The 25,072-nt window shown below is 72.2% G+C and carries 24 protein-coding genes; 16 read left to right on the forward strand and 8 right to left on the reverse strand.

The window, feature by feature from the left end:
• Positions 1-115: 115 nt before the first annotated feature.
• Positions 116-1,702 (reverse strand): alkaline phosphatase D family protein, encoded by a 1,587-nt coding sequence (locus AB0P07_RS04100; protein ID WP_365544778.1) that lies wholly within the window; start codon positions 1,700-1,702, stop codon positions 116-118.
• A 52-nt stretch (positions 1,703-1,754) separates the two neighbouring features.
• On the opposite strand from AB0P07_RS04100, the gene AB0P07_RS04105 reads away from it, so the two are divergent.
• Positions 1,755-1,889 carry a hypothetical protein gene (locus tag AB0P07_RS04105; RefSeq protein ID WP_365544781.1) on the forward strand — a complete coding sequence of 45 codons (135 nt, stop codon included), beginning with the start codon at positions 1,755-1,757 and terminating at the stop codon, positions 1,887-1,889.
• A gap of 46 nt (positions 1,890-1,935) precedes the next feature.
• Here AB0P07_RS04105 and AB0P07_RS04110 read toward each other — a convergent pair whose 3' ends face one another.
• Positions 1,936-3,402, reverse strand: a complete 1,467-nt coding sequence (locus tag AB0P07_RS04110) for a PLP-dependent aminotransferase family protein (RefSeq protein ID WP_365544784.1) — start codon at positions 3,400-3,402, stop codon at positions 1,936-1,938.
• A 162-nt stretch (positions 3,403-3,564) separates the two neighbouring features.
• Here AB0P07_RS04110 and AB0P07_RS04115 point away from each other — a divergent pair, with 162 nt between their 5' ends.
• The 9 genes from AB0P07_RS04115 to AB0P07_RS04155 all read left to right on the forward strand — a co-directional run bounded on the left by AB0P07_RS04115 (position 3,565) and on the right by AB0P07_RS04155 (position 12,646).
• Positions 3,565-4,071, forward strand: a complete 507-nt coding sequence (locus tag AB0P07_RS04115; RefSeq protein ID WP_365544787.1) for a hypothetical protein — start codon at positions 3,565-3,567, stop codon at positions 4,069-4,071.
• Positions 4,055-5,017, forward strand: a complete 963-nt coding sequence (locus AB0P07_RS04120) for a DUF2156 domain-containing protein (RefSeq protein ID WP_365544790.1) — start codon at positions 4,055-4,057, stop codon at positions 5,015-5,017. The genes AB0P07_RS04115 and AB0P07_RS04120 overlap by 17 nt, the downstream gene beginning before the upstream one ends.
• 86 nt (positions 5,018-5,103) lie before the next feature.
• Complete coding sequence (locus tag AB0P07_RS04125) at positions 5,104-6,237, forward strand: acyl-CoA dehydrogenase family protein (protein ID WP_365544792.1); 1,134 nt, start codon at positions 5,104-5,106, stop codon at positions 6,235-6,237.
• A 55-nt stretch (positions 6,238-6,292) separates the two neighbouring features.
• Positions 6,293-7,414, forward strand: coding sequence for an SDR family oxidoreductase (locus AB0P07_RS04130; protein ID WP_365544795.1), 1,122 nt, complete (start codon positions 6,293-6,295; stop codon positions 7,412-7,414).
• Positions 7,411-8,853, forward strand: coding sequence for an aminotransferase class III-fold pyridoxal phosphate-dependent enzyme (locus AB0P07_RS04135; RefSeq protein WP_365544797.1), 1,443 nt, complete (start codon positions 7,411-7,413; stop codon positions 8,851-8,853). Before AB0P07_RS04130 ends, AB0P07_RS04135 begins: the two co-directional genes overlap by 4 nt.
• Before the next feature lie 81 nt (positions 8,854-8,934).
• A complete protein-coding gene (locus tag AB0P07_RS04140; RefSeq protein WP_365544800.1) occupies positions 8,935-9,402 on the forward strand; it encodes an aromatase/cyclase in 468 nt (155 codons plus the stop codon).
• A complete protein-coding gene (locus tag AB0P07_RS04145) occupies positions 9,374-9,973 on the forward strand; it encodes a flavin reductase family protein (protein WP_365544802.1) in 600 nt (199 codons plus the stop codon). Before AB0P07_RS04140 ends, AB0P07_RS04145 begins: the two co-directional genes overlap by 29 nt.
• Positions 9,970-11,292 (forward strand): FAD-binding oxidoreductase, encoded by a 1,323-nt coding sequence (locus tag AB0P07_RS04150; RefSeq protein WP_365544805.1) that lies wholly within the window; start codon positions 9,970-9,972, stop codon positions 11,290-11,292. Before AB0P07_RS04145 ends, AB0P07_RS04150 begins: the two co-directional genes overlap by 4 nt.
• A 112-nt stretch (positions 11,293-11,404) precedes the next feature.
• Positions 11,405-12,646: a wax ester/triacylglycerol synthase domain-containing protein gene (locus tag AB0P07_RS04155; RefSeq protein ID WP_365544808.1), complete on the forward strand. Its 1,242-nt coding sequence runs from the start codon at positions 11,405-11,407 to the stop codon at positions 12,644-12,646.
• A gap of 56 nt (positions 12,647-12,702) precedes the next feature.
• Here the strand turns inward: AB0P07_RS04155 and AB0P07_RS04160 are convergent, their stop codons facing one another.
• The 6 genes from AB0P07_RS04160 to AB0P07_RS04185 all read right to left on the reverse strand — a co-directional run bounded on the left by AB0P07_RS04160 (position 12,703) and on the right by AB0P07_RS04185 (position 19,090).
• Positions 12,703-13,581, reverse strand: a complete 879-nt coding sequence (locus tag AB0P07_RS04160; RefSeq protein ID WP_365544810.1) for an SAM-dependent methyltransferase — start codon at positions 13,579-13,581, stop codon at positions 12,703-12,705.
• A gap of 38 nt (positions 13,582-13,619) precedes the next feature.
• Positions 13,620-15,197 carry an AarF/UbiB family protein gene (locus AB0P07_RS04165; protein WP_365544813.1) on the reverse strand — a complete coding sequence of 526 codons (1,578 nt, stop codon included), beginning with the start codon at positions 15,195-15,197 and terminating at the stop codon, positions 13,620-13,622.
• A gap of 92 nt (positions 15,198-15,289) precedes the next feature.
• Positions 15,290-15,976 (reverse strand): hypothetical protein, encoded by a 687-nt coding sequence (locus tag AB0P07_RS04170; protein WP_365544816.1) that lies wholly within the window; start codon positions 15,974-15,976, stop codon positions 15,290-15,292.
• Positions 15,977-16,029: 53 nt separating this feature from the next.
• Entirely contained in the window at positions 16,030-16,614 is a 585-nt protein-coding gene (locus tag AB0P07_RS04175; RefSeq protein ID WP_365544819.1) for a sigma-70 family RNA polymerase sigma factor, read from the reverse strand.
• A gap of 90 nt (positions 16,615-16,704) precedes the next feature.
• Positions 16,705-18,462 carry a tryptophan 7-halogenase gene (locus AB0P07_RS04180; RefSeq protein WP_365544822.1) on the reverse strand — a complete coding sequence of 586 codons (1,758 nt, stop codon included), beginning with the start codon at positions 18,460-18,462 and terminating at the stop codon, positions 16,705-16,707.
• Between the two features lie 49 nt (positions 18,463-18,511).
• Complete coding sequence (locus AB0P07_RS04185) at positions 18,512-19,090, reverse strand: hypothetical protein (protein WP_365544825.1); 579 nt, start codon at positions 19,088-19,090, stop codon at positions 18,512-18,514.
• 449 nt (positions 19,091-19,539) lie between these two features.
• Between AB0P07_RS04185 and AB0P07_RS04190 the strand changes: the two genes are divergently transcribed.
• The 6 genes from AB0P07_RS04190 to AB0P07_RS04215 all read left to right on the forward strand — a co-directional run bounded on the left by AB0P07_RS04190 (position 19,540) and on the right by AB0P07_RS04215 (position 25,067).
• On the forward strand, positions 19,540-20,658 hold the full coding sequence (locus tag AB0P07_RS04190) for a thioester reductase domain-containing protein (RefSeq protein WP_365545837.1): 1,119 nt from the start codon (positions 19,540-19,542) through the stop codon (positions 20,656-20,658).
• A gap of 70 nt (positions 20,659-20,728) precedes the next feature.
• A complete protein-coding gene (locus AB0P07_RS04195; RefSeq protein ID WP_365544828.1) occupies positions 20,729-20,998 on the forward strand; it encodes an acyl carrier protein in 270 nt (89 codons plus the stop codon).
• The gene (locus AB0P07_RS04200) at positions 20,998-21,960 is read left to right on the forward strand and encodes a ketoacyl-ACP synthase III (RefSeq protein WP_365544830.1); all 963 of its coding nucleotides are present in this window, start codon (positions 20,998-21,000) and stop codon (positions 21,958-21,960) included. The genes AB0P07_RS04195 and AB0P07_RS04200 overlap by 1 nt, the downstream gene beginning before the upstream one ends.
• Positions 21,961-21,970: 10 nt before the next feature.
• Positions 21,971-22,942 carry a thiamine pyrophosphate-dependent dehydrogenase E1 component subunit alpha gene (locus tag AB0P07_RS04205; protein WP_365544833.1) on the forward strand — a complete coding sequence of 324 codons (972 nt, stop codon included), beginning with the start codon at positions 21,971-21,973 and terminating at the stop codon, positions 22,940-22,942.
• Positions 22,939-23,952: a transketolase C-terminal domain-containing protein gene (locus tag AB0P07_RS04210; protein WP_365544836.1), complete on the forward strand. Its 1,014-nt coding sequence runs from the start codon at positions 22,939-22,941 to the stop codon at positions 23,950-23,952. The genes AB0P07_RS04205 and AB0P07_RS04210 overlap by 4 nt, the downstream gene beginning before the upstream one ends.
• Positions 23,949-25,067 carry a 2-oxo acid dehydrogenase subunit E2 gene (locus AB0P07_RS04215; RefSeq protein WP_365544838.1) on the forward strand — a complete coding sequence of 373 codons (1,119 nt, stop codon included), beginning with the start codon at positions 23,949-23,951 and terminating at the stop codon, positions 25,065-25,067. Before AB0P07_RS04210 ends, AB0P07_RS04215 begins: the two co-directional genes overlap by 4 nt.
• Positions 25,068-25,072: the final 5 nt, after the last annotated feature.

Here is a 25,072-nt window from a genome sequence, read left to right on the forward strand (position 1 = left end):
CCGACCTGCGGAAGCAGCCGCCAGAGCCGGTAAGTTGCAGCGCGCCTCGCGCGAGGAGGCGGGGCCGCGCACCGGGGGATGACGCCGGTGCGCGGCCCACCGACAGGCTACGGGACTACTGGCCGACCCGGCCCGGCCGCAGCACCTTCGTGAACAGCACCGTGCCGTCCTGCTCGCGCAGCCGCACCGTCATCTCGGCGCTGTCGCCGTCGATGTCGACCTCGCCGAAGAACTGGAATCCGCCCGCGGGCGAGACGTTCGACGCGGTCGGCGCCTTCACGAAGACCCGTTCGGGACCGAACGTGCCGTCCAGCGCACTGGCCGGGAACGCGCCCGCGTTGAGCGGCCCGGACACGAACTCCCAGAACGGCTCGAAGTCGTCGAACGCGGCCCGGGAGGGCTGGTAGTGCTGGGCCGAGGTGTGGTGCACGTCGGCCGTCAGCCACACCGTGCCGGTGATCCGGCGGTGCTTGACGAAGCGCAGCAGCTCGGCGATCTGCAGCTCGCGCCCCAGCGGTGCGCGGGGGTCGCCCTGTGCGACCGCCTCGATGTTGGGAGCGCCCTCCGTCGTGTCCGGCACGACCAGCCCGATGGGCATGTCCGCCGCGATCACCTTCCACACCGCCCGCGACCGGGCCAGCTCCCGCTTGAGCCACTCCAACTGCTCGCGCCCCAGGATGCCCTGCGGGTCCACGGTCTGGCCGCCGGGGGAGTTGGCGTTGCGGTACGTCCGCATGTCCAGCACGAACACGTCGAGCAGCGGCCCCTGGCGCAGTACCCGGTGCACCCGCCCCTCACGCGCGCCGGGGCGCAGGGTGGAGACCGGGAAGTACTCGCCGAACGCGCGCCGGGCACGGGTGGCCAGGACGTCGACGCTCTTCTCGGTGTACCGGTCGTCCGTGTCCGCGATCACCTGGCCCGGGTACCAGTTGTTGCGGACCTCGTGGTCGTCCCACTGGACGATCGACGGAACCTTGGCGTTGAAGCGCCGCAGGTTCTCGTCGAGCAGGTTGTAGCGGAAGTTGCCCCGGAACTCGGCGAGCGTCTCGGCGACCTTGGACTTCTCCTCGGTCGTGACGTTCCGCCAGGTGCCGCCGCCGGGCAGGGCGGCCGTCTCCGGGATGGGACCGTCGGCGTAGATGTTGTCCCCGCTGCACAGGAAGAAGTCGGGGTCCAGGGCGCCCATGGCGTCGTAGATGCGGTAGCCGCCGAGGTCGGGGTTGATGCCCCAGCCCTGGCCCGCGAGGTCGCCGGACCACACGAACCGCACGCCGTCGCGCCGGCGGACCGGCACGGTGCGGAAGGTGCCGGTGACCGGCTCGCCGGTGCGGCGCGGATCGTCCGGGTCGGCGAGGAGCACCCGGTAGTGGATCTGCTCACCCGGCGGCAGACCGTGCAGCCGGGTGGTGCCGGTGAAGTCGGTGTCGCCTCCGAGCAGCGGGCCGTGCCAGCGGTGCGGGCGGCGGAACGACTCGGTCGCGGACGTCTCGACGATCATGCGGGCCGGCCGGTCGGACCGCACCCACACCAGACCGGAGTGGGAGGTCACGTCTCCCGTCTGCACGCCCCAGCCCGCCCCCGGCCGTCCCGAACGGGCGAAGGCCGGCGCCGCCCCGAGGGCGGTGGGCAGGGTCAGGGCCGCCGACGCGGCGAGCGAACCGCGCAGCACGCTGCGGCGGCCGGGCAACGGACGTGGTGACATGGAGGCGCCTCCAGGGACGGGATCCGGCCCGTTGCCGGGGTGCGTTCGGGCCATGGTGCAGAGCCAGACCTACTGGCACGGCGCGGCGCCCACGGAAAATCCGGGTGAACAACCGGACCCGGACTCCGACCCGGACCCGGACTCCGACCCGGACCCGGACCCCGACGCGGACCGGACGAGCGAGTGACCCGCGGCCCTCCGGCCGTGCACCCGCGCGAGGCAGACGCGCCACGTCACACGGCCTGCGCCATCCTCGCCACCCCCGCCCGGATCCGTCCCGGCGACAGATGGGCGTACCCCAGGACCAGCCGCACCTCGTGCGCCCGTGCTCCGGCCGCCCCGCCGTGCCCGTAGGCCGCCAGCGAGCGCACCACGACGCCCGCTTCCCTCACGCGCGCGAGGAAGCTCTCCTCGGGACCGTGCCGCCCGGGAAGCGTGGCGATGGCGTGCAGCCCGGCGGCGATGCCGGTGACGCGTGCGCCGGGGAAGTACTCCGCCAGCGCCGCGACCAGGGCGTCACGGCGCTCACGGTAGGCGCGCTGACAGACGCGGAGCTGGCGGTCGTAGTCGCCGCGCTCGACGAAGCGGGCGAAGAGCGCCTGGTCGAGGGCCGGGTGCCCGAGGTCGGTGGTCCGCTTGCGTTCGACGACGTCGTCCGCCAGCCAGTCGGGCACCAGCAGCCAGCCCAGCCGCAGCCCCGGGGCGAGGGACTTGCTCACCGAGCCCGTATAGGCGACGCGTTCCGGATCGAGCCCCTGGAGCGCGCCCACGGGGGCACGGTCGTAGCGGAAGTCTCCGTCGTAGTCGTCCTCCAGGACGAGGCCGTCCACGGACCGTGCCCAGTCGAGCAGTTCGGCGCGCCGCCGCGCCGAGTATGCGATCCCGGTGGGGAACTGGTGGGCCGGCGTCGTCACCACGAGCCGGACGTCCGTCGCGTCCAGCGGGCCGGCGGCGAGGCCCTCGTCGTCCAGGGGGAGAGCCACCGTGTCGAGGCCCGCCGCGGCGTACAGGGCATGGTGCTGGGGGCTGCCGGGGTCCTCGACACCGGCGGTGCGCGTCCCGCGCGCGTGGAGCACGCTCGCCAGCAGCGAGGTGGCCTGTGCCACGCCGGAGACCACCACGATCCGTTCCGGGTCGGCCACCACGCCCCGGCGCCGCGCGAGCAGCTCGGCCAGCGCGGTCCGCAGCCGGGGCAGCCCGCGAGGGTCGGGGTAGCCGAGGCTCTCGTGCGGCAGCTCCGTCAGCACGCCCCGCTGCGCGGCGGCCCACGCCGAGCGCGGGAAGAGCGACAGATCCGGGGTCCCCGGCACGAAGTCGACGCGATCGGCGGGGGAGCGCGGGGCGAGATCACGCGCGCGCGGACGGGCGGCCCGTACGGCGTCCCCCACCCACGTCCCCGCGCCCCGCCCGCTGCGCAGATAGCCCTCGGCCGTCAGCTGCTCGTACGCCTCCGTCACCAGCCCCCGCGACACCTTGAGGTCGGCCGCCAGGTTCCGACTGGACGGCAGGCGGGTGCCCGGCGGGAGCCGGCCCGAGCGGACCGCGTCGCGCAAGGCCTCCTGCAAGGCGCGGCCACGCGCGCGTGCCGGTGCCGAGGCTGCGGGCAGCAGCAACTCCCAGGCCGCGCTGCCGGCGGCCGAGCCAGGAGGGCCCTCAGGAGGGCCGCCGGGAAGGCCGCCCGGACCGGTCGACGGCGTCATGAAAGAAGTCCCCCCGAACATCACGTCCGCACCACGTCTTCTCAATCGTCTCCACTTTACGAGGGGTTGGACCCACTGGTGCGTAAACCGGAGTGACAGACCACAGCGAGGGGGCAGGCCGAGGTCGCGCCCCGGAATCGTACGCGCAATCCAGGAGCGCCCGTGGACGCCAAGAACCGTTTCGAGACGAAGACCACCTTCGCTCTCACCCGACTCGAATGGCTGGGCTTTCTCACCGTATCGGTCGTGCTCGCATTCCAGCACCTCACGGAAATCCGCTGGACCGTCTTCGTGCTGCTGTTCGCGGTGATCGACGTCGTCGGATACCTGCCCGGCGCGATCGCCTTCCGGCGCAGCCCGGACGGACACGTTCCGCGGGCCTGCTACGTGGCCTACAACACCATGCACAGCCTGGTCACAGCGGGTGTCCTGGCCGGGGCGTGGGCGCTGTTCGTCCGGCCGGAATGGGCCCTGCTGGCCCTCCCGATCCACCTCATGGGCGACCGGGCCCTCTTCGGGAACTCCCTCAAACCCTTCGGCGTCGCCTTCGAGCCGGAAACCATCCCGGAGTTCCGCAGGTTCGAGCAGCGGTACCACTCGGCGGCGGATTCCGGTGAAAGCGCCGCCGTACGGACTTCCGCGGAGGGCGCCGATGTCCTCCGTGCTTGACACACTCGCCGCGCACAGCGACAACCCCAGTTCCTTTCTCGCCCTCAACAGCGGGAACGCGTACTTCCACGACGGCGGGTACGACGGCACCTGCGCCTATCGCACCTCGGGCCGCTACGTACTGCAATTCGGCGGCCCGTTCACCGCGCCGGAACACCGCGCACGCCTGCTGGACGCGTTCGCCGCCCACGCCGGCCGCCGTCTGGTCGCCGTGCAGCTGCAGCGGGCGGACGCCGAGCTGTACGCGGCGCACGGCTTCACGGTCAACCAGCTCGGGGCGTCGTACGCGGTCGACCTGAGCCGCTTCACGCTGCGCGGCTCACGGTTCGTCCGGCTGCGGAACAAGATCTCGCGCGCCCGGCGGGCGGGCCTGGAGGTCGCCGAGGTCATGGCCGGCGACGACTGCGCCGAACTGGACCGGATCGACCAGTGCTGGCTGCGGGACAAGGGCCGGCACGTCAAGGAGCTGCGCTTCCTGGTCGGCCAGCGCGACGGGAGCCTGCAGCGGCACCGCCGGCTGTTCGTCGGCCGGATCGACGGCGAGACGGCCGGCTACATCAACTACTCGCCGGTCTACGGCAGCCGCTCCGGCTGGCTGCACGATCTCAGCCGCCGCCGCCCCGACGCTCCACCCGGCGTGATGGAGGCGCTCAACGCCACCGTCGTGGAACGGCTCACCGCCGAAGGAGCGGGCTGGCTGCACTTCGGCTTCACCCCGTTCACCGGGCTCGACCAGCAGCACGAACTGCCCGGTGCCAGCCGCATGTTCACCCGTCTCGCCCGTCTCCTGGCCGAGCACGGCGACGTGATCTACCCGGCGGCCTCACAGCTGGAGTACAAGCAGAAGTGGGCCCCGCACGTGGTCCTGCCGGAGTACATCGCCTTCCGCGGCAGGCCCCGCCCCGGCGCGGTCTGGCAGTTGCTGCGCGCCACCAACGCCCTCTGAGCCCACGCCCTGTGAACCACCGCGTCCACGGCCGCGCGAATGCCGCGCCGATTCCCTGTTCGCCCCACCCTGGAGGACCGCACGCCATGAGATTCCTGGAGCGTGAACGCGCCACCCTCGCGAAGCTGCTGCCCGAACTGGACCCCGCCCTGCGCGAGGCCCCGCTGATGGAACTGGAGCGGCCGGGCAGCCCGGGCATCCGGCACTTCCGGGACAGCGGCGGTCCGGGACTGCTCGTCCCCGAGCCCCACCAGGGCCGGGGCGCCACCGCGCTCGACGCCCTGCGCGTGCAGCGGGCCATCGGCAGCCGCTCGCCGTCCCTGGCCGTGGCCACCACCATGCACCACTTCTCCATGGCCACCCTGGTCGGGATCGGCGGCCTCGGCGACGGCTTGGAGTGGATGCTGATCGAGGGCGTGGCCTCGTCCAACCGCGTGATCGCCTCCGGCTTCGCCGAGGGCCGCAGCGGCGCGGGCATCCTCGACCCGTCGATGACCGCCACGGTGACCGCGGACGGCGTCCGCATCAACGGCGTCAAACGGCCGTGCAGCCTGGCCCACTCCATGGACGTGCTCACCGCCAGCGTGACGATCCCGCGCGAGGACGGGCAGGGCGACGAACTCGCCGTGGCCCTCGTGCCCGCGGAGAGCGAGGGGATGAGCGTCAGCGGCTTCTGGTCCAGCGCGTTCCTCGCCGGGGCCGAGAGCGAACAGGTCACGCTCACCGACGTCCTCGTCCCGCCGGAACTCCTGCTGCGCACCGGGACGACCTCCGGTGAACAACTCGACGAACTTCAGACGGCCGGTCTGATCTGGTTCGAGACGCTGATGACGGGCAGCTACCTCGGCGCCGCGAGCGCGCTGGTGGAGCGGGTGCTGCTGAACGACCGCATCCCCGAACACGAGCGTGTACGCCTCTTCGTCGAGACCGAGGCCGCCATGGCCACCGCCGAGTGCGTCGCCCGGCGTATCGACGCCGGTGACCTCGACGAGTCGGCGCTCGCTCAGGCGTTGTACGTGCGCTACGGCGTCCAGGACGCCATCGCCCGAGTCGTCCCGCGCGCGGTCGAACTCCTCGGCGGCCTCAACTTCATGACGTCCGACGAGGTGGGCCACCTGGCCGCCTGCGCCAACGGACTCTCCCTGCACCCGCCGTCGCGCTCCCGGATGACCGCCCGGTTCTCCGCGTACCTGGCGGACCGGCCACTCGCCATCGCCTGACCGCGCCCCCCACCGTCCATCGGTGGGCCGAGACCCGTTGGGAGTACACACCCCCATGCCGTCAGACAACCAGCGTCTCGCCCTCCTGCCCGTCGGCCGCACGAGACGGCTCGACCGCCCCTCCCTGCTGCTCACCGGCGGTTCCGGAGTGCTCGGACGTGCCCTGATCGACGAGCTGTCACCCGACTTCGACCTGCTGTGCCTGCGCCACGACACACCATTGCGGGATCCGCGGGTGCGCGAGCTCCAGGGCGACCTGGTCGCTCCCCGGCTCGGCCTGAGCCCACTCGCCTGGCACGAACTGGCCCTCGAGGTGGACGTGGTGCTGCACTGCGCCGCCGAGACCAACTGGCGGACCCCGCCACAGGACATCACGCGCACCAACCTGCGCGGTGCCGACACCATGCTGGACCTGGCGGCCAGGGCCGACGCCCCGCTGTACCTGGTGAGTACCGCGTTCGTGGCCAACACGCCCACCGAGGAGGACCGTCGGCGCTTCCCGGGCGCGGCCGCCTGCCTCGACTCCAAGGCCCGGGCCGAACAGATGACACGCGAGGCGGGCGTGCCCGGCGCCATTGTCCGGCCCTCGGTTGTCATGAGTGACTCCGTCAGCGGGCGGATCGCCGGTCAGCAGGGGCTGACCAGGACGATCGGCTCGCTGGTCCTGGGGCAGGCACCGGTGCTGCCAGGAGCCCCCGAGACCCGGATCGACATGGTGCCCCAGGACTACGTCTCGCGGGCCATCGGCGACCTGGTCCGCGGCGGTGTGGCCGACGGAGAGTACTGGCTGACGGCCGGCAAGGAGGCCATCGACCTGCGGGAGTTGGCCGACGTCTGCGCGGACGTCGCCGTACGCCACGGCCTGCCCCGGCCCCAGCGGCCCCGGCTCGTCCCCGTCGATGCCGTACACCGGCTGCTCCTGCCCATGCTGGAGGGCACCTCGCTGCCCGCGTCCCTGAGGCGGCGGCTGGAGTACTACGCGGAACTGCTGCTGGTGTTCCAGCAGAAGCTGCCGTTCGACACCTCCCTCGGCGCACCCGACTGCGGCACCCGCCTGACCCGGACCGACATCCGGGCCGCGCTCGTACGCAACGCGGAGCACTGGGCCGGGGACAGGGCCGGCCTGCTCGGCCGGAACCCATCCGCCGCGACCGCCCCCATGGAGGTGGCGTCATGACCGTGTCACCCCCGTCCACCGGGACCGCCGAGACCACCGAGACCTCCGGAAACACCGGGCCGTCCGCCGGGCTTGCCGCCCCGACCTCCGGATCCCCCGCTACGTCCGACGGGGCCGCCGGGCCACCCTCCGGGACCGCCACGCCGTCCTGCGCACCGTCCTCCGAGTCCTCCACCCCGCGCGCCGGAACCGCCGCGCCGAGCGACCGGCCCGACACCGTGGACCTCTACCAGAAGCACATCGGCTCCGGCCGTGCCGTGATGGGCCGTGTCATGGGCGGCATGGCCGAGGTCCGCTCCGAGGGGGTCTGGATCCACACCGACGACGGCCGCCGCTTCCTGGACTTCGGCGGCTACGGCGTCTTCATCATGGGCCACCGCCACCCGGCCGTCGTCGAAGCGGTGCACCGGCAGATCGACACCCACCCGCTGGCCAGCCGCGTCCTCCTCGAACCGGTCGCCGCCCGGGCCGCCCGGGCCCTGGCCGCCCACACCCCGCCCGGACTCGACTACGTCCACTTCGTCAACTCCGGCGCCGAGGCCACCGAGGCGGCCCTGAAACTGGCCCGCGCCCACGGACTCGCCTCGGTGATCACCACCCGCAGCGGCTTCCACGGCAAGACCCTCGGCGCGCTGAGCGTCACCGCCAACGCCACGTACCAGACGCCCTTCCAGCCCCTGCTCCCGGACGTCACCCAGGTGGCCTACGACGACCCGGCCGACCTCGAACAGGCGCTGGCCGCCCACCGCGACCGGGCCTGCGTCATCGTCGAACCCGTCCAGGGCGAGGGCGGCGTACGCATCCCCCGCCCCGGCTACCTCAGCCAGGTGCGGGCGCTGTGCCGGGCGTACGGCGCCCTGCTCGTCGTCGACGAGATCCAGACCGGCATGGGAAGGCTGGGCACCTGGTGGGGCGTCGACGCCGAGGGCGTGCGTCCGGACGTGCTGCTCGTCGGCAAGGGACTCAGCGGCGGTGTCGTACCGGTCGCCGCGATGGTCGCCACCGCGGAGGCCTACGCCCCCTTCAGTCGCGACCCCTACCTGCACACCTCCACCTTCGGCGCCTCGCCGATCGCCTGCGCCGCCGCCCTCGCCACCGTACGGGCCATGGAGGAGGAGGACACCGTGGCCCGGGCCGCCGCGCTCGGCCCGCGCATCCTCACCGCCGTACGGGAGGTGTGCGCGCCGTACCAGGGCGGACTGGTCCGTGAAGTGCGCGGCCGGGGTCTGCTGATCGGCATCGAGTTCGCCGAGGAGCGGGCGGTCGGCGAACTCCTGCTGGAACTGATCTCCCGCGGTGTGCTCGTCAACAACTCCCTCAACTCCACCCGGGTGCTGCGGCTGACCCCGCCGGCCGTGGTCGAGGACTGTGCGCTCGACCTGTTCCTCACCACCCTCGACGCGGCCCTGCGCGGCACGGCCGACCGTCTGACCGTTTGACACCGGCTCCTGGCGCCGGCGCCAGCCACCAGCTCCGGACACCAGCGTCCGAAAACCCTCCGGGAAGGAACCGAACGACCCATGCGCCACGTGGTTCTGCACGCCCTCGCCGACGGACTGGCACCCGCCGACGTCTACGCCCGCATCAGCGACTTCCGCCGCTATCCCGAGCACAGCGACACCTTCCGCGAGGTGCACGTCGAGCCTCCGCTGCCCGACGGCTCCACGGTCTCGGACTGGACCGTCGAGTTCCGGGGCGGTCTGATGCGGTGGCGGGAACGCGACACCTACTCGCCCGAGACGTGCTCCATCGCCTTCGAACAGCTCAGCGGCGACTTCCAGGCCTTCGAGGGGAGCTGGCGCTGCGAAGCGAGGGACGGCGGCACGCTCGTCGTCTACACCGCGGCCTTCGACCTCGGCATCCCGTCCATGGCCGAGATCCTCGACCCGGTGGCCGAGTCGACCCTGCGGACCAACGTCGCCCGCGTGCTGCGGGGCCTTGCGGGCGCGGAGGTGATCGATGAGCGCGCGGCTGCGGCTGGTGACTGACCGGACGGCCGTCGCGGGCGCCCCGCCGCCGACCGCCGAACCGCCGCCCGCGGAATCGCTGCACGAGGAACCGGGGCCCGGCGCTGCCCGCTGTCTCGGCCTGTACGCCAAGCTGGCCGCCGGCGTGACCGTCGTGACCGCCCGCGGCGAGGACGGCCCGCTGGGCATGACGGTGTCCGCCGTCACCTCGCTCTCCGCCCGCCCGCCGCTGCTCCTTGCCTGTCTGCGTGACGGTTCCCGCACCCTCGCCGCCGTCCGCGCCCGCCGGGCCTTCGCCGTGCATCTGCTGCGCGAGGAACAGCAGGAGCTCGCGGGCCGGTTCGCGTCCCCCACCACGACCGCGGCGGAGCGGTTCGCCGGGACCGACACCCGGCCGGTACTGGGCGTCCCCGTGCTGGCCGGCGCGCTCGCCTGGTCGGTGTGCCTGACCGAGGACGTACGCCGCTACGGCGACCACCACCTCGTCGTGGGCCGGCTCGCGGCCGTGCACGTGGGCGGCGGACGCCCGCTGCTGTGGCACGACCGCCGGTTCGGTGTGCTGACCGAGCCGGTGCCGGACGCCGCCGGATGACCAGGCCGCCGGCCGGAACGCCTTGCTGGGACCCCGCGGAACTGCCGACGCAGCCCCAGTTGCACGGCGTGGTCACCGCGGACGTGGCCGTCGTCGGAGCCGGGCTGGCCGGGCTGTCCTGCGCCTACCACCTGGCGGAGCGTGCCCCCGGGCTCGACATCGCGGTGGTGGACGCCGAGCACCCGGCCGCCGGTGCCAGCGGCCGGGGCACCGGTCTGCTGGGTCCCCGGGCCGGCCCCGCGGTGGACCGCGCGGTGCGCCGCTTCGGCCCGCAGACGGCGCGCAGGATGCACCGGGCCAGTGAGCGGGCGGTGCGGGACGTCCTCGCCCTGTGCGACCGGCTCGACGTGCCCTGCGGGCTGCGGCCCGGCGAGCAGCTGGTGGCCACGCGGTCGCCCGCGGGCCTGGCGGCACTCGCCCGACAGGCCCGCGCCTGCCGCGAACTCGGTCTGGACGTCCCCGTCCTCTCCCCGGCCGGCATCCGCGACCGGGTCGGCGTGCCCTACCGGGCGGCACTTCTGCACCGCCCCGCCGCGACCCTCGACCCGGCCGCCCTGACCTGTGCACTCGCCCGTGCCTGCGCCGACAAGGGCGTGCGGTTCTACGGCCGCAGCCCGCTGCTGGCCCTCCGCCCCGGCGATCTGGTCGGCCCCGAGCTGGTCCTCCCGCACGGCAGGCTCTACGCCGGTCAGGCGGTGCTGGCCGTCAACTCGGCCGCGCAGGCGCTGGAGCTGCCGGTCGGCACCGTCCTGCCGCTCGAGGTGTACGCCGTCGCGACCGAACCGCTGAGCGTCCCGGCCTACGAGGCCCTGGGCGGGCGCGCCGGTCACTCCGTCGTCGACGCCGTCCCGATGGCGCCGTACTTCCGGCTGCTCCCGGACCGGGGCCTGGTGGCGGGCGGCGGTACCGCCACGGTCCCGGCGGGTGTCGGCGCTCCCCGTCTCCAGGCCGTCAGGGAGCGTGCCTGGGCCTGGCTGGAGAGGTGGCTGCGGTCCCTGCATCCGCACCTCGCCCGGGTACGGGTCACCCACCGCTGGTCCGGCCGCATCGGCATGACGGGCGACGACCTGCCGGTGGTGGGGCCGGTGCCGGGCTTCGACGACGTCTGGTACATCGGCGGCTGCTGCGGGCACGGACTCGCCCTGTCCGTGGCGCACGGCGCGCACGTGGCCGCGGCCCTGCTGGGCGAGCCGGAACCCGGCGAACCGCTCCCGTGGCACCGTTCCCGGGCCCCGCGCCTGCCCGCACGCGGACCCGCGGGTCCCCTGCTGCGGGCGTACGTGGACGCACTGGGGCGAATCGCGCGGCATACATGCTGACGGCGGGCGCGGCCCGCATCCGTACCCCGGCTCCGCGGACCGCGGCCCTCGGCTTCGCGGCCCTCGGCCTGGCAGCCCCCAGACCCTCAGAACCCGACCAGGAGGTTCCACCATGCGACCCGACTTCGGTACGGACGGCCGCCTGCCGTCGGCCCTGTCCATGGGCACCGTGGACGTCGCCTTCCACCTGGCGACGGGCGGCAACCCGGTGCCCCTCGCGTTCACCTTCGGGTTCGAAGGCCGTGCCCCCACCCTGGACTCCGTACGCGCGCGGGTCGCCGAACGCGTCCACCGCGTCCCGACGTTGCGCTACCGCATCGCACGGGACCGCGGGAGATTCCGACGAGTGGACCGGATCGCGGTGGACCGGCACGTGCACGAGGCGTGGCTGCCCGAGGACACCGACGGGTCGGCGACCAGCCGCCTGACGCTGTCCCGGCCGATGGGCACGGACGACCGGCCGCCCTGGGACGTGTGGCTGGTCCACGGGCCGGCGGGCCGCCACACCCTGGTCTACCGAACCGACCACACCTTCCAGGACGGCATGGGCGCCGCCTACACCGCCCGCGCTCTCCTCGGAGACGACCTCGAAGGCGGACCGGCCCCACAGCATCCCGCCCGGCCCACCGCACACGGTCTCGCGGACGCCCTGGGCGAGGTGGCGGCCGCCTTCCGCGCGCCGACCCCGAAACCCGCGTTCGACGGAGCATCCACGGGCCGCGTCGACGTCTGCCACGCCGACACCCCGCTGGCCCGGCTGCGGGCCCTCGCCCGCGCCCACGGCGCCACGGTCACGGACGTCTATCTCGCGGCCCTGTCCCACGCCGTCCGCACCTGGTACCTGAAGGAGACCGGCTCGGCCCATCCGCCGCTGCCCGTGTCGATCCCGATGTCGGTCCGGGCCCCGGGGGAGGAGTACGCCCCGGGCAACCGCATGGTCACCGCCCGGCTCCTGCTGCCGTGCGACGAGGAGTCGCCCCGGCGGGCCCTGGACCGGGTCGTCGCCCGCACGGGCCGGCTGCGGAAGAGCCGGCGGCGCGACGCCATGCGCCTGCTGCTGGCCGCCTCCCCGCGGTCGATCGGCGCCACCGTCGGCACCCGGCTGGTCCGCGGGTCGTTCGTGGCCGGCCCGGTGAGCAGTGTGAACTTCGGCACGGCCCTCGTCCACCAGGGGGTCGCCGCCCGTCGTGCGGCCGTCTTCGCCGGCGTCGCGTCGGGCATCCGGTGTGTGACGACGCTGACGAGCCAGCACGACACCGCCTGCCTGACCGTCGTTCACGACGAGGCCCTGGCGACCGCGGACGAACTCCCCGACCTGTGGCTGGCGGCGCTGCTGGAGCTGGAGCGGCCGTAGCCGCGGCACCACGCGCAGGCCCGGACGCACCGTCCGGGGCCTGCGCGTGGTGCGTGTCAGGGAGTGCCGCGCAGCGTTCCGGTGGTGAGGAAGACGCTCTCCGCGGCGGACGTGCCGATCAGCGGCAGATACGGCGTGAGGCGCTCGACCGCGTACGGCAGCGTGTACAGGTCGGCGGCCGCCGCGTCCCAGCCGTGCTCGGCCCACCAGCGCTCCGGATCGGCGATCTGCCAGTTCCAGGCCAGTCCGATCGTCGACAGGGCGTCCATGAAGGGCGCGACGAACGGGGAGGACATGGTTGCGGAGTTCACGCACTCGGCGCCGAACATGCTGCCGGAGGAGGAGAGTTCGGTCATCGCGGCGACGACGGCCGCCACCTCCGGAGGCCGGAGGAAGTACAGGGGTGCCTCGCAGAGCCATGCGGTGGGCCTGCCGGGATCGAATCCCGCCGCCCCGAGTTCCTCCTGCCAGGATGCCGTGCCGTCTGCCTCGACGAGGGTGCGGCGTCCGCAGGAGAGTCGGCTCCCGTCCAGTACGCGCTCCTTGAAGGCCAGTACGGGCGCGTCCTCCACCTCGAAGACGTGCACCCCGGTCGGCCAGTCGAGCCGGAAGGCACGGGTGTCAAGGCCGGCGCCGAGCAGCACCACCTGGCGGCAGCCCGAACGGGCCGCGGCGAGAGCGTAGTCGTCGAAGAAGCGGGTGCGTACCACCTGATAGTCGGGCAGCATGCGCTGCAGCGGACCGTCACCGGGCGGGCCCCCGTCGAACCCGGCCGCGTGGAGGAAGTCGGCGGCCCACGGGTCGCGGACGAGCGGCGCGGGCCGGAGGATCTCCGCCGCGTGGGCGGCAGCCGTCCAGAGCGCCGCGCGAGAGATGCCGTGCGGGCTCGCGGCGGCCGGCGCGAACGGTGACTGCGGGCGGGTGGATTCCGGCATGGATCTCCTTGAGGTGGGGGTGGCTGTGCGTACCCGGATCATCCGGAGCGGCGACGGCCGAGCAGGAAGGCCGCGGCACCCAGCGCGAGCAGGCCTTTGGAGGGGCGGGTGGGCCGCTGGCCGCCCATCGCGGCGGGGGTGCGCGGCTCGTGGATGTTGAGTGCGAACTGACGGTTGGCCACGTCGGAGAGGACGCCCCGGACCTGTTCCGGACTGGTGACGGCGGCCAGCAGAAGCTCCATGGAGTTCCGGGCGAACTGGTTGCGGCCGAGGAAATCGCGGCCCAGTGCGAAAAGGATCTTCGGCACCTCCGCCTGGAACACGTCGGGCAGTGTGATCTCGGGAGCCAGGCACCGCACCGAACCGTCGAGGTTCGCGAAGGACTTGCCCAGCAGCGAGACGGCCGGCGGCGAACCGATGCCGCGTTTGGTCGCCTTGGCCAGCACAGTGGTGAGCGCGACGCCGAAGTTCATGTCCTCCAGTGAGAGATGGGAGACCGTGGGCACGAACGCGGCCATGTCGGCGGCGAACGCGGGCATGTTGGCCCACGGCGTCAGCCGGCCCATCTCCGCCCAGTGCTGCGCCAGCCCGGCCCCGTCGTTCTGCGCCATGGCCATGAACAGCGGCAGCAGCTGCAGACTGGTCCTGCGGTCCAGGCGGCCGACCATGCCCCAGTCGATCAGCGTCGCGGGTCCGCCGGGAGCGGCGAAGACGTTGCCGGCGTGCGGGTCGGCGTGGAAGAAGCGATGGACGAAGTACCCGTGGTACATGAACCGCAGCAGGTCCTTGCCGATCTCCACGCGCTCGTCGTCCGTGAAGTGGGCGCGGTCGACGTGCCGCACCGACTTCCCGTCGGCCAGCGACTGGACCAGGACCCGGGGGCTGGCGTGCAGGACCCGGGGCACCTCCAGGGAGCGGAACGGGCGGACGTGGTCACGGGCCTCGTCCATGTTGCGGGCCTCGCCGGTGAAGTCCAGTTCCGGCTCCATGGCGTCGAAGACCGAGCCGAGCATCGCCTCGATGTCGATCACCTCGTTGAACCGGGGAGCGACACGGGCCACGATCTTCGACGCCCGGCGCATCAGGGCCATGTCCGCGAGTACGCCCTCGCGGATGCCGGGGCGCTGGATCTTCACCACGGCCGCGCGCCCGCCGGGCAGCGTCACGCGGTAGACCTGGGCGAGGGACGCCGCCCCCAGCGGGGCGACGGTCTCGACGTCGTCGAAGCGCAGCTTCCAGTTCGGCCCGAGGTCCCGGGCCAGTACCGGCTCGAACTCCGAGAACGGCTGGACGTCGACCTCGTCGTGCAGGTTCTGCAGTTCGTCCCGGACGGACTGGGGGACCATGTCGGGCCGGGTGGAGAGGACCTGGCCGAGTTTCACATAGAAGGGGCCGAGGCTCTCCAGGGCATGCCGTACCGCCTTGGCGCGGCGCTGCTCCGCCCCGTCGGTGGCCTCGGCAGCGGACCCGGCGGAGCCGGCGAGGCTCTCCGCCGGGGACCGCGCGTCCCGCTTCGTACGCCTCCGCAGCCGGGCCGCCTGTCCCACCTCGTCGGCCACGAGGCTGCCCAGGACCCTGACCACGAGACGCAGCCGATCGCCGACGACGGACGTCATCGTGTGTGGTCCTCCTCAGATCGGGGCCCGGGTACGGAACGGCGGTCGGCGTGCGGCACGGAGACGGCCGGGCGGGACGGCGGCACGGCCGGTCAGCCCGAGGTCGAGGACTGTCCGCCCTGGGACGGCTTTCCGCCCGGCCCCTGCTGACCGGTCAGGCCCTGCAGGGCCGCCAGGCCTTGCTGACCGGCCTGGGCCGGCAGGTTGGTCAGGTTCTGCAGGCCCTGGACCGCATCGAGGAGCTTGGGCAGCACCTGGAGCAGTTGGGTGAGCTGGGACGGCAGCGCCATCAGGTCGCCCGCCCCGCTCGCCGCGTGTCCGAGGCCGCCGGCCAGCTGGCCGACCCCGCCGAGCGCGCCGGCCGCGCCGCCGACCGCGGCGAGCGGATTGGCCGCCCCGCCCAGCGCGGCCAGGGGGTTGCCCGCCCCGCCCAGCGCGGCCGCGAGCGGGTTGCCGCCGCCCGCGGCACCGGTGAGTGCGGCCAGGGGGTTCTGCGCTGCGAGGCCGGCGAGCGGGTTGCCGGCCGCGCCGGCCCCGCCGAGGGCGGCCAGCGGATTGGTGACACCCGCGAGCGCGGTCGCCGGGTTGACGGCCCCGGCCAGTGCGGCGAGGGCGTTCGGGGGCAGTCCGGCCAGTGTGTCGACGGCGTTGCCGGAGCCGCGCGACGAACCCGAGTCGTCGTCTCGGTTCAGGAGGTCGTCGAAAGCCTCCTTCCAGCTGTCGGTCATATCACCGACCAAATCCTTGAAGATGTCCTGGACATTCTTGCTGTTGCCCATGAGTGGGGTCCCTTTCCGTTTCTCTGCGATGGGAGAGGTGCGGCTTTCGGGTGTTATCGGGCGCAGCCTTCCAAGGCTTTCGCGCAGACATTCTTCAATCGCGCGCGGCCCCTGGTGAAGGCGGCTTCGGCCGCCTTGACGGAGATGTTGTGCATGCGGGCGAATTCCGCGGTGGAGATACCCTTGGAGCGGGCGAGTATGACCTCCTGCTCCCGCCCTCGCAGGTGTTGTACCTGGCCCAGAAGCCATCTGCCGAAGTCCTCGTCGCAGACGTCCTCCTCGGTCGTACCCGGGGTTTCCGCGAGCGCCGCACGCTGGAGGAGTCTGCTGCGGCGGTCCATGTCGCGGTAGAAGTCGATGCAGAGGCGAAGCGCCACGGACGTCAGAAAGGCACCGAGCCGATTCCTGTCCAACGTGGCATGGGCAGCTGCCCGAGCCATGGTTTCCTGAACGCAGTCCTCGGCGTCCTGAAAACTCGGTAGTCTTCGCCGAACCAGCCGCATGAGGCGGTCCTGATGCTGGAAGATTTCTTCCCAGGAGCATTCAGCGGGCGATTGGCAGGTGGAATGTCGCACCATCGTGGATTGCAGCCCGTTGTCTCTCGGATTGAGCAGGGAGAATCGCGGCCGACTTTCCATTTGTCGGCCATGTGGTTTTCTTACCCGAGGCCCTGGAGCGGCAAACCGGAATATGTTCCTCCGTCGGTCGGCAGAAATGTTTGTCCGGACTCATTTCCGAGGAGCGGGCCGCCGCGCCCAGTCGCGGTTCCAGTTGCGCCACATGTCCCGTACGGTCTGGTGCACTTGGGAGCTGCCGGCGCGCAGTTCGGTGGTGTACGCCTGGACCGCTTCCTTGCCCACCAGCCGCGCTCCGCCGGTGAAGTAGGAGCCCCGGACGTGCTGCGGTGAGCGGTACTTGCCCCACAGCAGGATCTTCATCAGCGGCCAGAGAGTGAACACCCCGGCCGGGCAACGGTCTTCGGGATCCAGGGTGCCCCACACCGACGGGACCAGTCCGCTCTCGCCCAGCAGCTCGTAGATGCGTGCGATCGTCTGCTCCTTCGTCGACTCGCCCGCACGATAGGCGAGTACGGCGTCCCGCGCTTGGTCGAACATCCGCTCCACCCAGGGGTTGTCCATACCCTGCAGACCCCGGTACGGCGGCTGCTCCAGCATGTCGAAACAGGCCGGGTCGTGCGTCTTGTCGAACGTCACGGCGGCCTGGTTCTGGGCGTTCGTGCCGTACAGCGTGGTGATGGTCCACACGCGGTTCCAGGCGTTCCACAGGTCGAAGTCGTCGAACGCGATGTAACTGCAGGACACCAGGTCGTCGTAGAACCGGAACATGCGCTTGGTCCAGTGGTCCAGGTACGCGAACCGGGCGGTGTCGAAGTCGTTCTGGCGCACCGCGTCGATCAGCCGGTGGCCCAGGGCGTTGAGCGCCATCACGGTGACGGCGAGTCCACTGGAGAAGAGCGGGTCGACGAAGTCACTGGCGTGCGGCAGCAGGCACCACCGGTCGCCGACGACCTTCTGCGAGGCGAACTGGGTGCGGTCGGTGGACACGTACGGCCGGACCGCCCGCGCCCGCTCGAACTGCCGGGCCACACTGGGGAACCGGCGCACGTACTGCCAGAACTCCTCCTGAGCCGAGATGTCCTCCGGCCGGGGGTGCCGGTCGAGGTCGAGGTTGAGGCCGACACTGCACAACTGGTTCGTGCCGGCCGACTGGTTGTCGAACGGGATGACCCAGAACCAGCCGCCCGGGAACATGTGGTGAAGCGTTCCCTGGCTGAACGGGCTGGGCATGCCGTGCTCTGCCCGCGAGGGCGCCACGGCGTCGAAGGGGCGCACGTCCACCATGTGCGTGAAGATCGTGCGCGACCTCGTGCGGTAGGGCGGTTCCTGCCGCAGCCCGAGGCGCTCGGGCAGGACCGCCCGCATGCCGCCGGCGTCGACCACGTACGAGGCCCGGAAGGTGCCCCGGTCCCGGGTGACGAGAGTCGCGCCGTCCTCCTCGAACTTCACGTCGTCGACCGTGGTGTGGGTGTACGCGGTCACGCCGTAGGACACGGCGACGTGGAACATGTACGCGTCCACGTCCTGCCGGAAGTAGTGCGAGTCGGGACCGAGCGGGGGTCCCCAGGTGGGGTACTGGGTGCACTCGTCGGCCCGGGTGGGCTCACCTTCCCGGTGGTAGACGAAGCTGAAGTTCCGCTTGACCCCGCTGTTCGACGACACGTGGCGGCGCAGTGCCGCGTTGGTCGCCAGGTGATCGAACTCGGGGACGTCGTAGCGGCCGGCCAGGACCCGGAGCCCGAACGTGGTCTCGGGGACGGTGGACTCTCCGATGGCGAACCGGGGGTGGCCGCTGCCTTCGAGCAGCAGAACCCGCACGCCGTGACGTGCGAGCACGGTCCCCAGCATCGTCCCGCCGATGCCGCCTCCGACGATGGCGACATCGAAAACACGCTGGTCATCTTGCATGTCTGCGGTTCCTTTCGCGACGGGAAGAGCGAGTCGCCGGGCTCCCCGGTCACCGGTCGGTGACCGGGGAGCCCGGCAGCACCCGGCGCAGCCCGCAGGCCGCCAACCGGGCGGAGAAGGACACGGCGAACCAGGGGGTGGGCGCCAGTCGGGCCAACATCCGGCGGTCACCGGGCACTTGCCGCTCGCCGCGCCCGGTGACGTCCAGCCACACGCCGAAGTGCAGCAGCCGCGCCTCGGGTCCGGCGTCGCGAGCGGGGAACGGCCGCATGTGCTCGCGCACCGCACGCGTGAGGGTCGTGCGCCGCACCGTGCCCACTTGGTGCAGGGCCAGGAAGTGGTCGAGCAACTGGGCTGAGCGGCAAGGGAATCCACCGCGACCGAGCGGAGTACGGCCCACCAGCCCGGCGTCGTGGAACACCGCGGCGGCCAGCAGGCCGACCCGGTCGTAGGCGGTCCCGTGGGTCCGCGCACAGGCGTCGGCCAGCAGGAACGTCCGCAGAGAGTGCACGGCGACGCGGGGCGGCAGGAGCCGGTGCATCTCCTTCAGCGCGGCGCCCGCGAGGGGGTGCCCGAGCAGCTCCGCGAGGGCCGGGCGGCCGAGCAGGGGCTGCAATGCCGCGGGCAACGCCTTCGGCGGACCGGAGTGTGAACTCGCACCGTTCCCAACGGGATCGGGGACCTCCGGCGTCTCAGGCCCTGCGGCCATGGCTCAATCCCCCTTGCCTCACGATCAATTGGCTGTGTCCTTCTCATCTGTCCTTACGCTCGGGCCGCCCCCGCCCCCCGGCCCCCGTTTCGCAACGCCCCTTCCAGGCAAGCGCGTTGGAGCACAACCGACGGCGCGCGACACCGGTAACGCGCGCTGGGCGTACGTTCCGGCCGTCCATGCGGAGTCGTGGCCCGTTCGAATGAGTGAGCCCTACTCATCCGTTGTGGGGGTGCGGGTGCGGGTCACGGCCAGGAGGATGCGCCCTGTGCTCCCACTGGGGGAAGATTCCTGTAGTAAACCTCGTGAGGCGCGGGGAGTGTTCCGGACAGGACCGAATCTCGTCTGTGCTGAAATGCGGTGTTGGTATGGCCAGTCTCCCGATCAGTGACGATTTGCGACTTCCGGCGGAAATCGATGCGTCGGCTCTGCCGGCTGTCCCCGAAGGGCCGCCCGAGGCAATTCTGCTGACGGGAGCCACGGGATTTCTCGGTGGGTTCCTGCTCGCCGACCTGCTGGATGCCACCGGCGCTCGAATCCATTGCCTGGTGAGAGCGGAGTCGGCCGCCGAGGCCCGGGAGCGGCTTGCCGTTCAGTTACGCGCCCGGAATGTGCCGGAGCACCACATGTCCCGGATCGACGTCGTGCCCGGCAGCCTGGCGAAGCCGCGGTTCGGCCTGACCGAAGAGGAGTTCTCGGGCCTCTCGCGCGCCATCGACGTCATTTACCACTGCGGTGCCTGGGTCAACCTTCTGGCGAGTTATCCGATCCTGCGCGGCTCCAATGTGTCGGGGGCCCTCGAAATCCTGAGACTGGCGACCCGGACCCGCCGCATTCCCGTGCATTACATCTCGACGATGGGGGTGATCCCGGCGGCCCGCACGGCCGGGAGCGGTGTCTCCGGTTACTGCGCCACCAAATGGGTCGCCGAGCAGTTGGTCGCGCAGGCCGCGGACCGCGGATCGCCCACGACGGTGCACCGGCCCGGTGTGATCCTGGCGGACTCGCGCACCGGCCTGGTGGGGAAGTCGGACTGGTTCGTCCACCTGACGACCGCGAGCATTCGCGCCGGTTGCGCCCCCGACCACCCCGGTCTCCTGCCGGTGGGCACGGTCGACTTCACCAGCCGCGCCGTCGTCGACCTGTCCCTGAGCCGACGTGCCCGAGGACAGGTGTTCCACGTGATCGATCCCGAACCGCTGCCCTTCCGGTCGTACTTCCAGGGCTTCGCGGACGCGGGTGTCGACCTGCCGCTCGTTCCGTTCGACACCTGGCTGGAGCGGCTTCGCGACCTGGGCGACGAGGTCCCCCGCAGCACCCTGCGGCTGGCCGGCGAGACCCTCCGGCAGATGATCCCGGCCCCCGGGCAGGGCACCGCCGGCCCCACCGCGGCGACCTCGCACCTCGCCCCGCCCGTGCTCGACTCCGACTACTTCCGCAGGATGCTCGCCTTCCTGAACCGCGACGCCATGCTGCCCGCCCGGTGACCCACGCGCGGTCCTCTCCTCCCGCCCCTCCCATCACCCCTCCCCGCATCTCATCAGCTGGAGTTTCCGCATGCCCCCTTTCACCCTGGAAGACCTGACGGCGATGGTGGCCGAGATCGCCGGCGCCGAAGCGGCCCGGGCGATCTCGGAGCAGCCGGCCGACGCGCCATTCACATCGTTGGGGTTCGACTCGATGGCCGTCATCGAACTGGCCGAGCGGATCCAGGAGCGCTACAGCGTTCCCATCCCGGACGAGGCGGTGCACGACCTGCGCACCGTCCGGCGGACCCTCGACTACGTGAACGGCCGGGCAGCCGCCGCGGCGGACGGAGCCCGCTGATGGCCCGGGGTGCGGGCCGGCTGACCGGCATCGGCGTCCACCGTCCCGGTGGCCTGCTCACCAGCGCCGAACTCGACACCAGGTTCGGCCATGAGGAAGGCCATATCGAGCAGATCACCGGAATCCGGACCAGGCTGAAGGCCGACCCCGACGACACCTTCGTCGAGATGGCCGCGCAGGCGGCGGACAAGGCCCTGGCCCACGCGGGCGTGCTCGCCGAGGACCTGGACTGTGTCCTGTTCTCCTCCGCCAGCAGCGTCGGCCGGGCATCGTGCCGGGCCGCCGGTCTCACCCACCGCATCGGCGCCGGCCGGGCCGGCGGATTCGACGTCAACGGCGGCTGTGCCGGCTTCAGTTACGGGCTGGCCCTGGCCTCCGGGCTGATCGCCGCACAGCAGGCGCGTCAGATTCTGGTCGTCGCCGCCGAGCGGCTGAGCGACATCACCGACCCCGACGACTGCGCGACCGTCATGGTCTTCGGCGATGCCGCCGGGGCCGCGGTGGTCAGCGCCGCGGAGCACCCCGGGATCGGACCGGCGGTGTGGGGAACGCACGGCCCCGGTGAGCCCTGGATGACCAGCGCCCCGCCCAAACCCGGTGCCGCCCGCCCGTACCTGCACATGGACGGCACCCGGGTGGTCCGCTGGTTCGGTTCGCACATGCCGCAAGTGGCGCAGGAGGCACTGGACGCGGCCGGGCTCACCTGGGACGACATCGGCGCCTTCGTGCCGCACCAGTGCAACGGGCGGCTGATCGACGCGATGGTGCGCCGACTGCGCCCGCCCGAGCACGTGGCCATCGCCCGCAGCATCGTCACCGACGGCAACACCAGTTCGGCGTCCATCCCGCTGGCTCTGGAGTCGCTGCTCGCCTCGGCCACCGTACGGCCCGGCGACAAGGCGCTGCTCCTGGGCTTCGGCGCCGGGCTGACCTGGTGCGCCCAGGTGGTCGAACTTCCGTAAGGAGCACCTCATGAACGTCACGTCCGCGTCCCCCGCGGTCGACCTCGGGCCCGTCGGCGCACCCGAAGCCGATGCCGTGGCCCGCCCCCTGTCCCGTCTGTCCGACGCCGATCTCGGCACCCTGCTGATGATCCGCCACTTCGAACTGGCCGTGCTGGAGCTGTTCTCCCAGGGCCGGCTGCACGGCACCACGCACACCTGCCTCGGCCAGGAGTACATCCCCGTCGCGCTCTACCCGCTGCTGGACGAGGGCGACTACGTCTTCAGCAACCACCGCGGACACGGCCACTACCTGGCCCGCTTCCACGACCCGCACGGTCTGCTCGCGGAGATCATGGGGCGGGCCGGTGCCGTCTGCCAGGGCGTGGGCGGCAGCCAGCACATCTACCGCGACCGCTACCTGTCGACCGGCGTACAGGGCCAGAGCCTGCCCGTCGCCGTGGGAGTCGGCCTGCACCTGAAGCGGGCCGAGCCGGGCCGGATCGCGGTGGTCCACATCGGCGACGGCACCTGGGGCGAGGGCGCCGTGTACGAGGCGCTCAACATGGCGCAGCTGTGGCAGGCCCCGGTGCTCGTCGTGGTGGAGCACAACGGGATCGCCCAGTCGACACCGACCGAGCGGCAGATGTCCGGCACCGTCGCGGCCCGGGCGGCGGCCTTCGGCGCCGGCCACCTGCGGATCGACTCCGTGGACGTCACCGACGTACGCGCCGCCCTCACCCCCGTGGTCGAGCAGGTCCGCGACCGGCACCGGCCGTACGTGGTCGAGTGCGTCACCCACCGCGTGGGCCCGCACAGCAAGGGGGACGACAGCCGCGCGGCCGAGGTCCGCGAGCGGGCCGCCCGGCACGACTGGTACCGCCGCTACGGAAAGGACCACCCCGCACAGTTCGCCGCCGTCGACCGGACGCAGGCCCAGGCCGTCGCCGCCGTCGTACGAGAGGTCGGCGCGCGTCCGGCCTCCCGATGGGAGGCCCGGTGACCAGGCGCCAGCGCGTGGCCGAGAACCTCAACAGCGCACTGCACCACCTCCTCGGCGCCCATTCCGGCACGTATCTGATCGGCGAGGACGTCGCCGACCCCTACGGTGGGGCGTTCAAGGTGACCCGGGGGCTCTCCGACCGCTTCCCGGACCGGGTGCTGTCGTCACCGCTGAGCGAAGGCGGCATCGCCGGCGTGGGCGCGGGCCTGGCCCTGTCCGGCAACCGGTCCGTGGTCGAGATGATGTTCTCGGACTTCGCCGCGCTGGCCTTCGACCCGCTGCTGAACTTCGCCGCCAAGTCCGTGTCGATGTACGGCCGCAGGGTCCCGATGAGCATGGTCGTCCGCTGCCCCACCGGCGGCAACCGGGGGTACGGCCCGACGCACAGCCAGAGCCTGCAGAAGCACTTCCTCGGCATTCCCTCGCTGCACCTGCGGGAGGTCTCCCCGTTCCACGACAACCGGCGCGTACTGACCGCGATGCTCGACCGCGAGGAGCCCGGTGTGCTCTTCGAGGACAAGGTGCTCTACACCCGCGCCATGTACCAGGAGGGGGTCGTGGACGACCTCTTCCGCTACGAGGTGCTGGCCGATCCCAGCGAGACCGCCCGGGTGTTCGTGCCGGACTGCGGGCCCCCCGACTGGATCGTCCTGGCCCCGGGCGGGCTCACCGAACGGGCCGTCATCGCCCTGCGCACCCTGCTCCTCGAAGAGGAGATCACCTGTGAACTGCTGGTGCCCTCCCAGCTCTACCCCTTCGACACCAAGGCGCTGCTCCCGGTGCTGTCCCGCGCCGACCGCATCTGTGTCATGGAGGACTCCACGGCCGGCGGGACCTGGGGCGAACTGCTCGCGCAGCAACTCCACGAGGAACTGTGGAGCCGGCTGGCCCGCCCCGTACTGCCGCTGAGCGCCGAGCCGAGCATCGTGCCGACCGCGGCGCACCTGGAGCACGACGTGCTGCTCCAGCCGGCCACCATCCACCGCGCGATCACGGAGGCGACGAAGTGATCGGCATCGAGCTGCCCACACTCAACACGAACGACTCCAGCTACACCCTGGTCGAGTGGCTCGTCCCCGACGGCAACAGCATCGAGGACGAGGAACCGCTGGCGGTCGTGGAGACCTCCAAGGCCAGTGAGGAGATCGAGAGCACCGGCTCCGGAATCCTGCACGTCCTCGTCGGCGGCGGCCAGGAGTGCCGGCCGGGGCAGACCATCGCCTACCTCTTCGAGTCGGCCGAGGAGCGCGACTCCTACCGGGCGTCGGCCGCCACCCCGGCGGCGACGTCCGCTCCCCCCGGCGCGGAGCTGAGCATCACCAACGCGGCTCGTGAGCTCGCCGACCGCCACGGCGTGTCCGAGGCCGAGCTGCGCGGTCTCGGACGCACGGTCGTCCGTACCGCCGATGTCGAGGCCCTGGTGCGGCGGGCCGCGTCGGAGCCCGCCTCCCCCGAGCGCCAACTGTCCAAGCGGCAACGGACGGTGGGGGCGGTGGTGACCGAGTCGATGCGGACCGTTCCGGCCGCGGCCGCCTACGCCAAGGTCGACGTCGGACAGGCGGAGGAACTGGCCCGGCGGCTGTCCGAGCGCACCGGCAGTTTCGTCTCCCTGCCCGTCCTGCTGATCAAGGCGGTGGCACGCCGGCACGCGGCACATCCCCTGATGTTCGCCGCGCTCACCGACGACGGCGCGGTGCGCGAGAGCGAACGGGCCCATGTGGGCGTCACCATGGACGCGGGCCGAGGTCTGTACACCCCGGTGGTGCACGACGCCGCCGAGCTGAGCGGCGACCGGATCGCCGACCTGTTGACCGGCTTCCGGAGCAAGGCGTTCCGCGGCACGTTCCAGGCCGCCGAACTGGCCGGGGCCAACATCATGGTCGCCCCGCACACCACCGAGGGCACGGTCCTGGCCACCCCCATCGTCTTCCCCGGCCAGACCTGCGTGCTCTCCATCGGCGCCGTCGACGACCAGGTGCGCCTGGACGCGCAGGGCACTCCTCGCACCCACCGGTTCGTCCACCTCGGCCTGGTCTACGACCACCGGGTGGTCAACGGCAGGGACGCGATGGCCCTGCTCAAGGACGTCAAGGAGGAGCTGGAGGCACCGGCCGCGCTCGGCTGACCGCC

The sequence above is a fragment of the Streptomyces sp. NPDC085944 genome (assembly GCF_040686295.1).
GTDB classification, from domain to species: Bacteria; Actinomycetota; Actinomycetes; order Streptomycetales; family Streptomycetaceae; genus Streptomyces; species Streptomyces salinarius.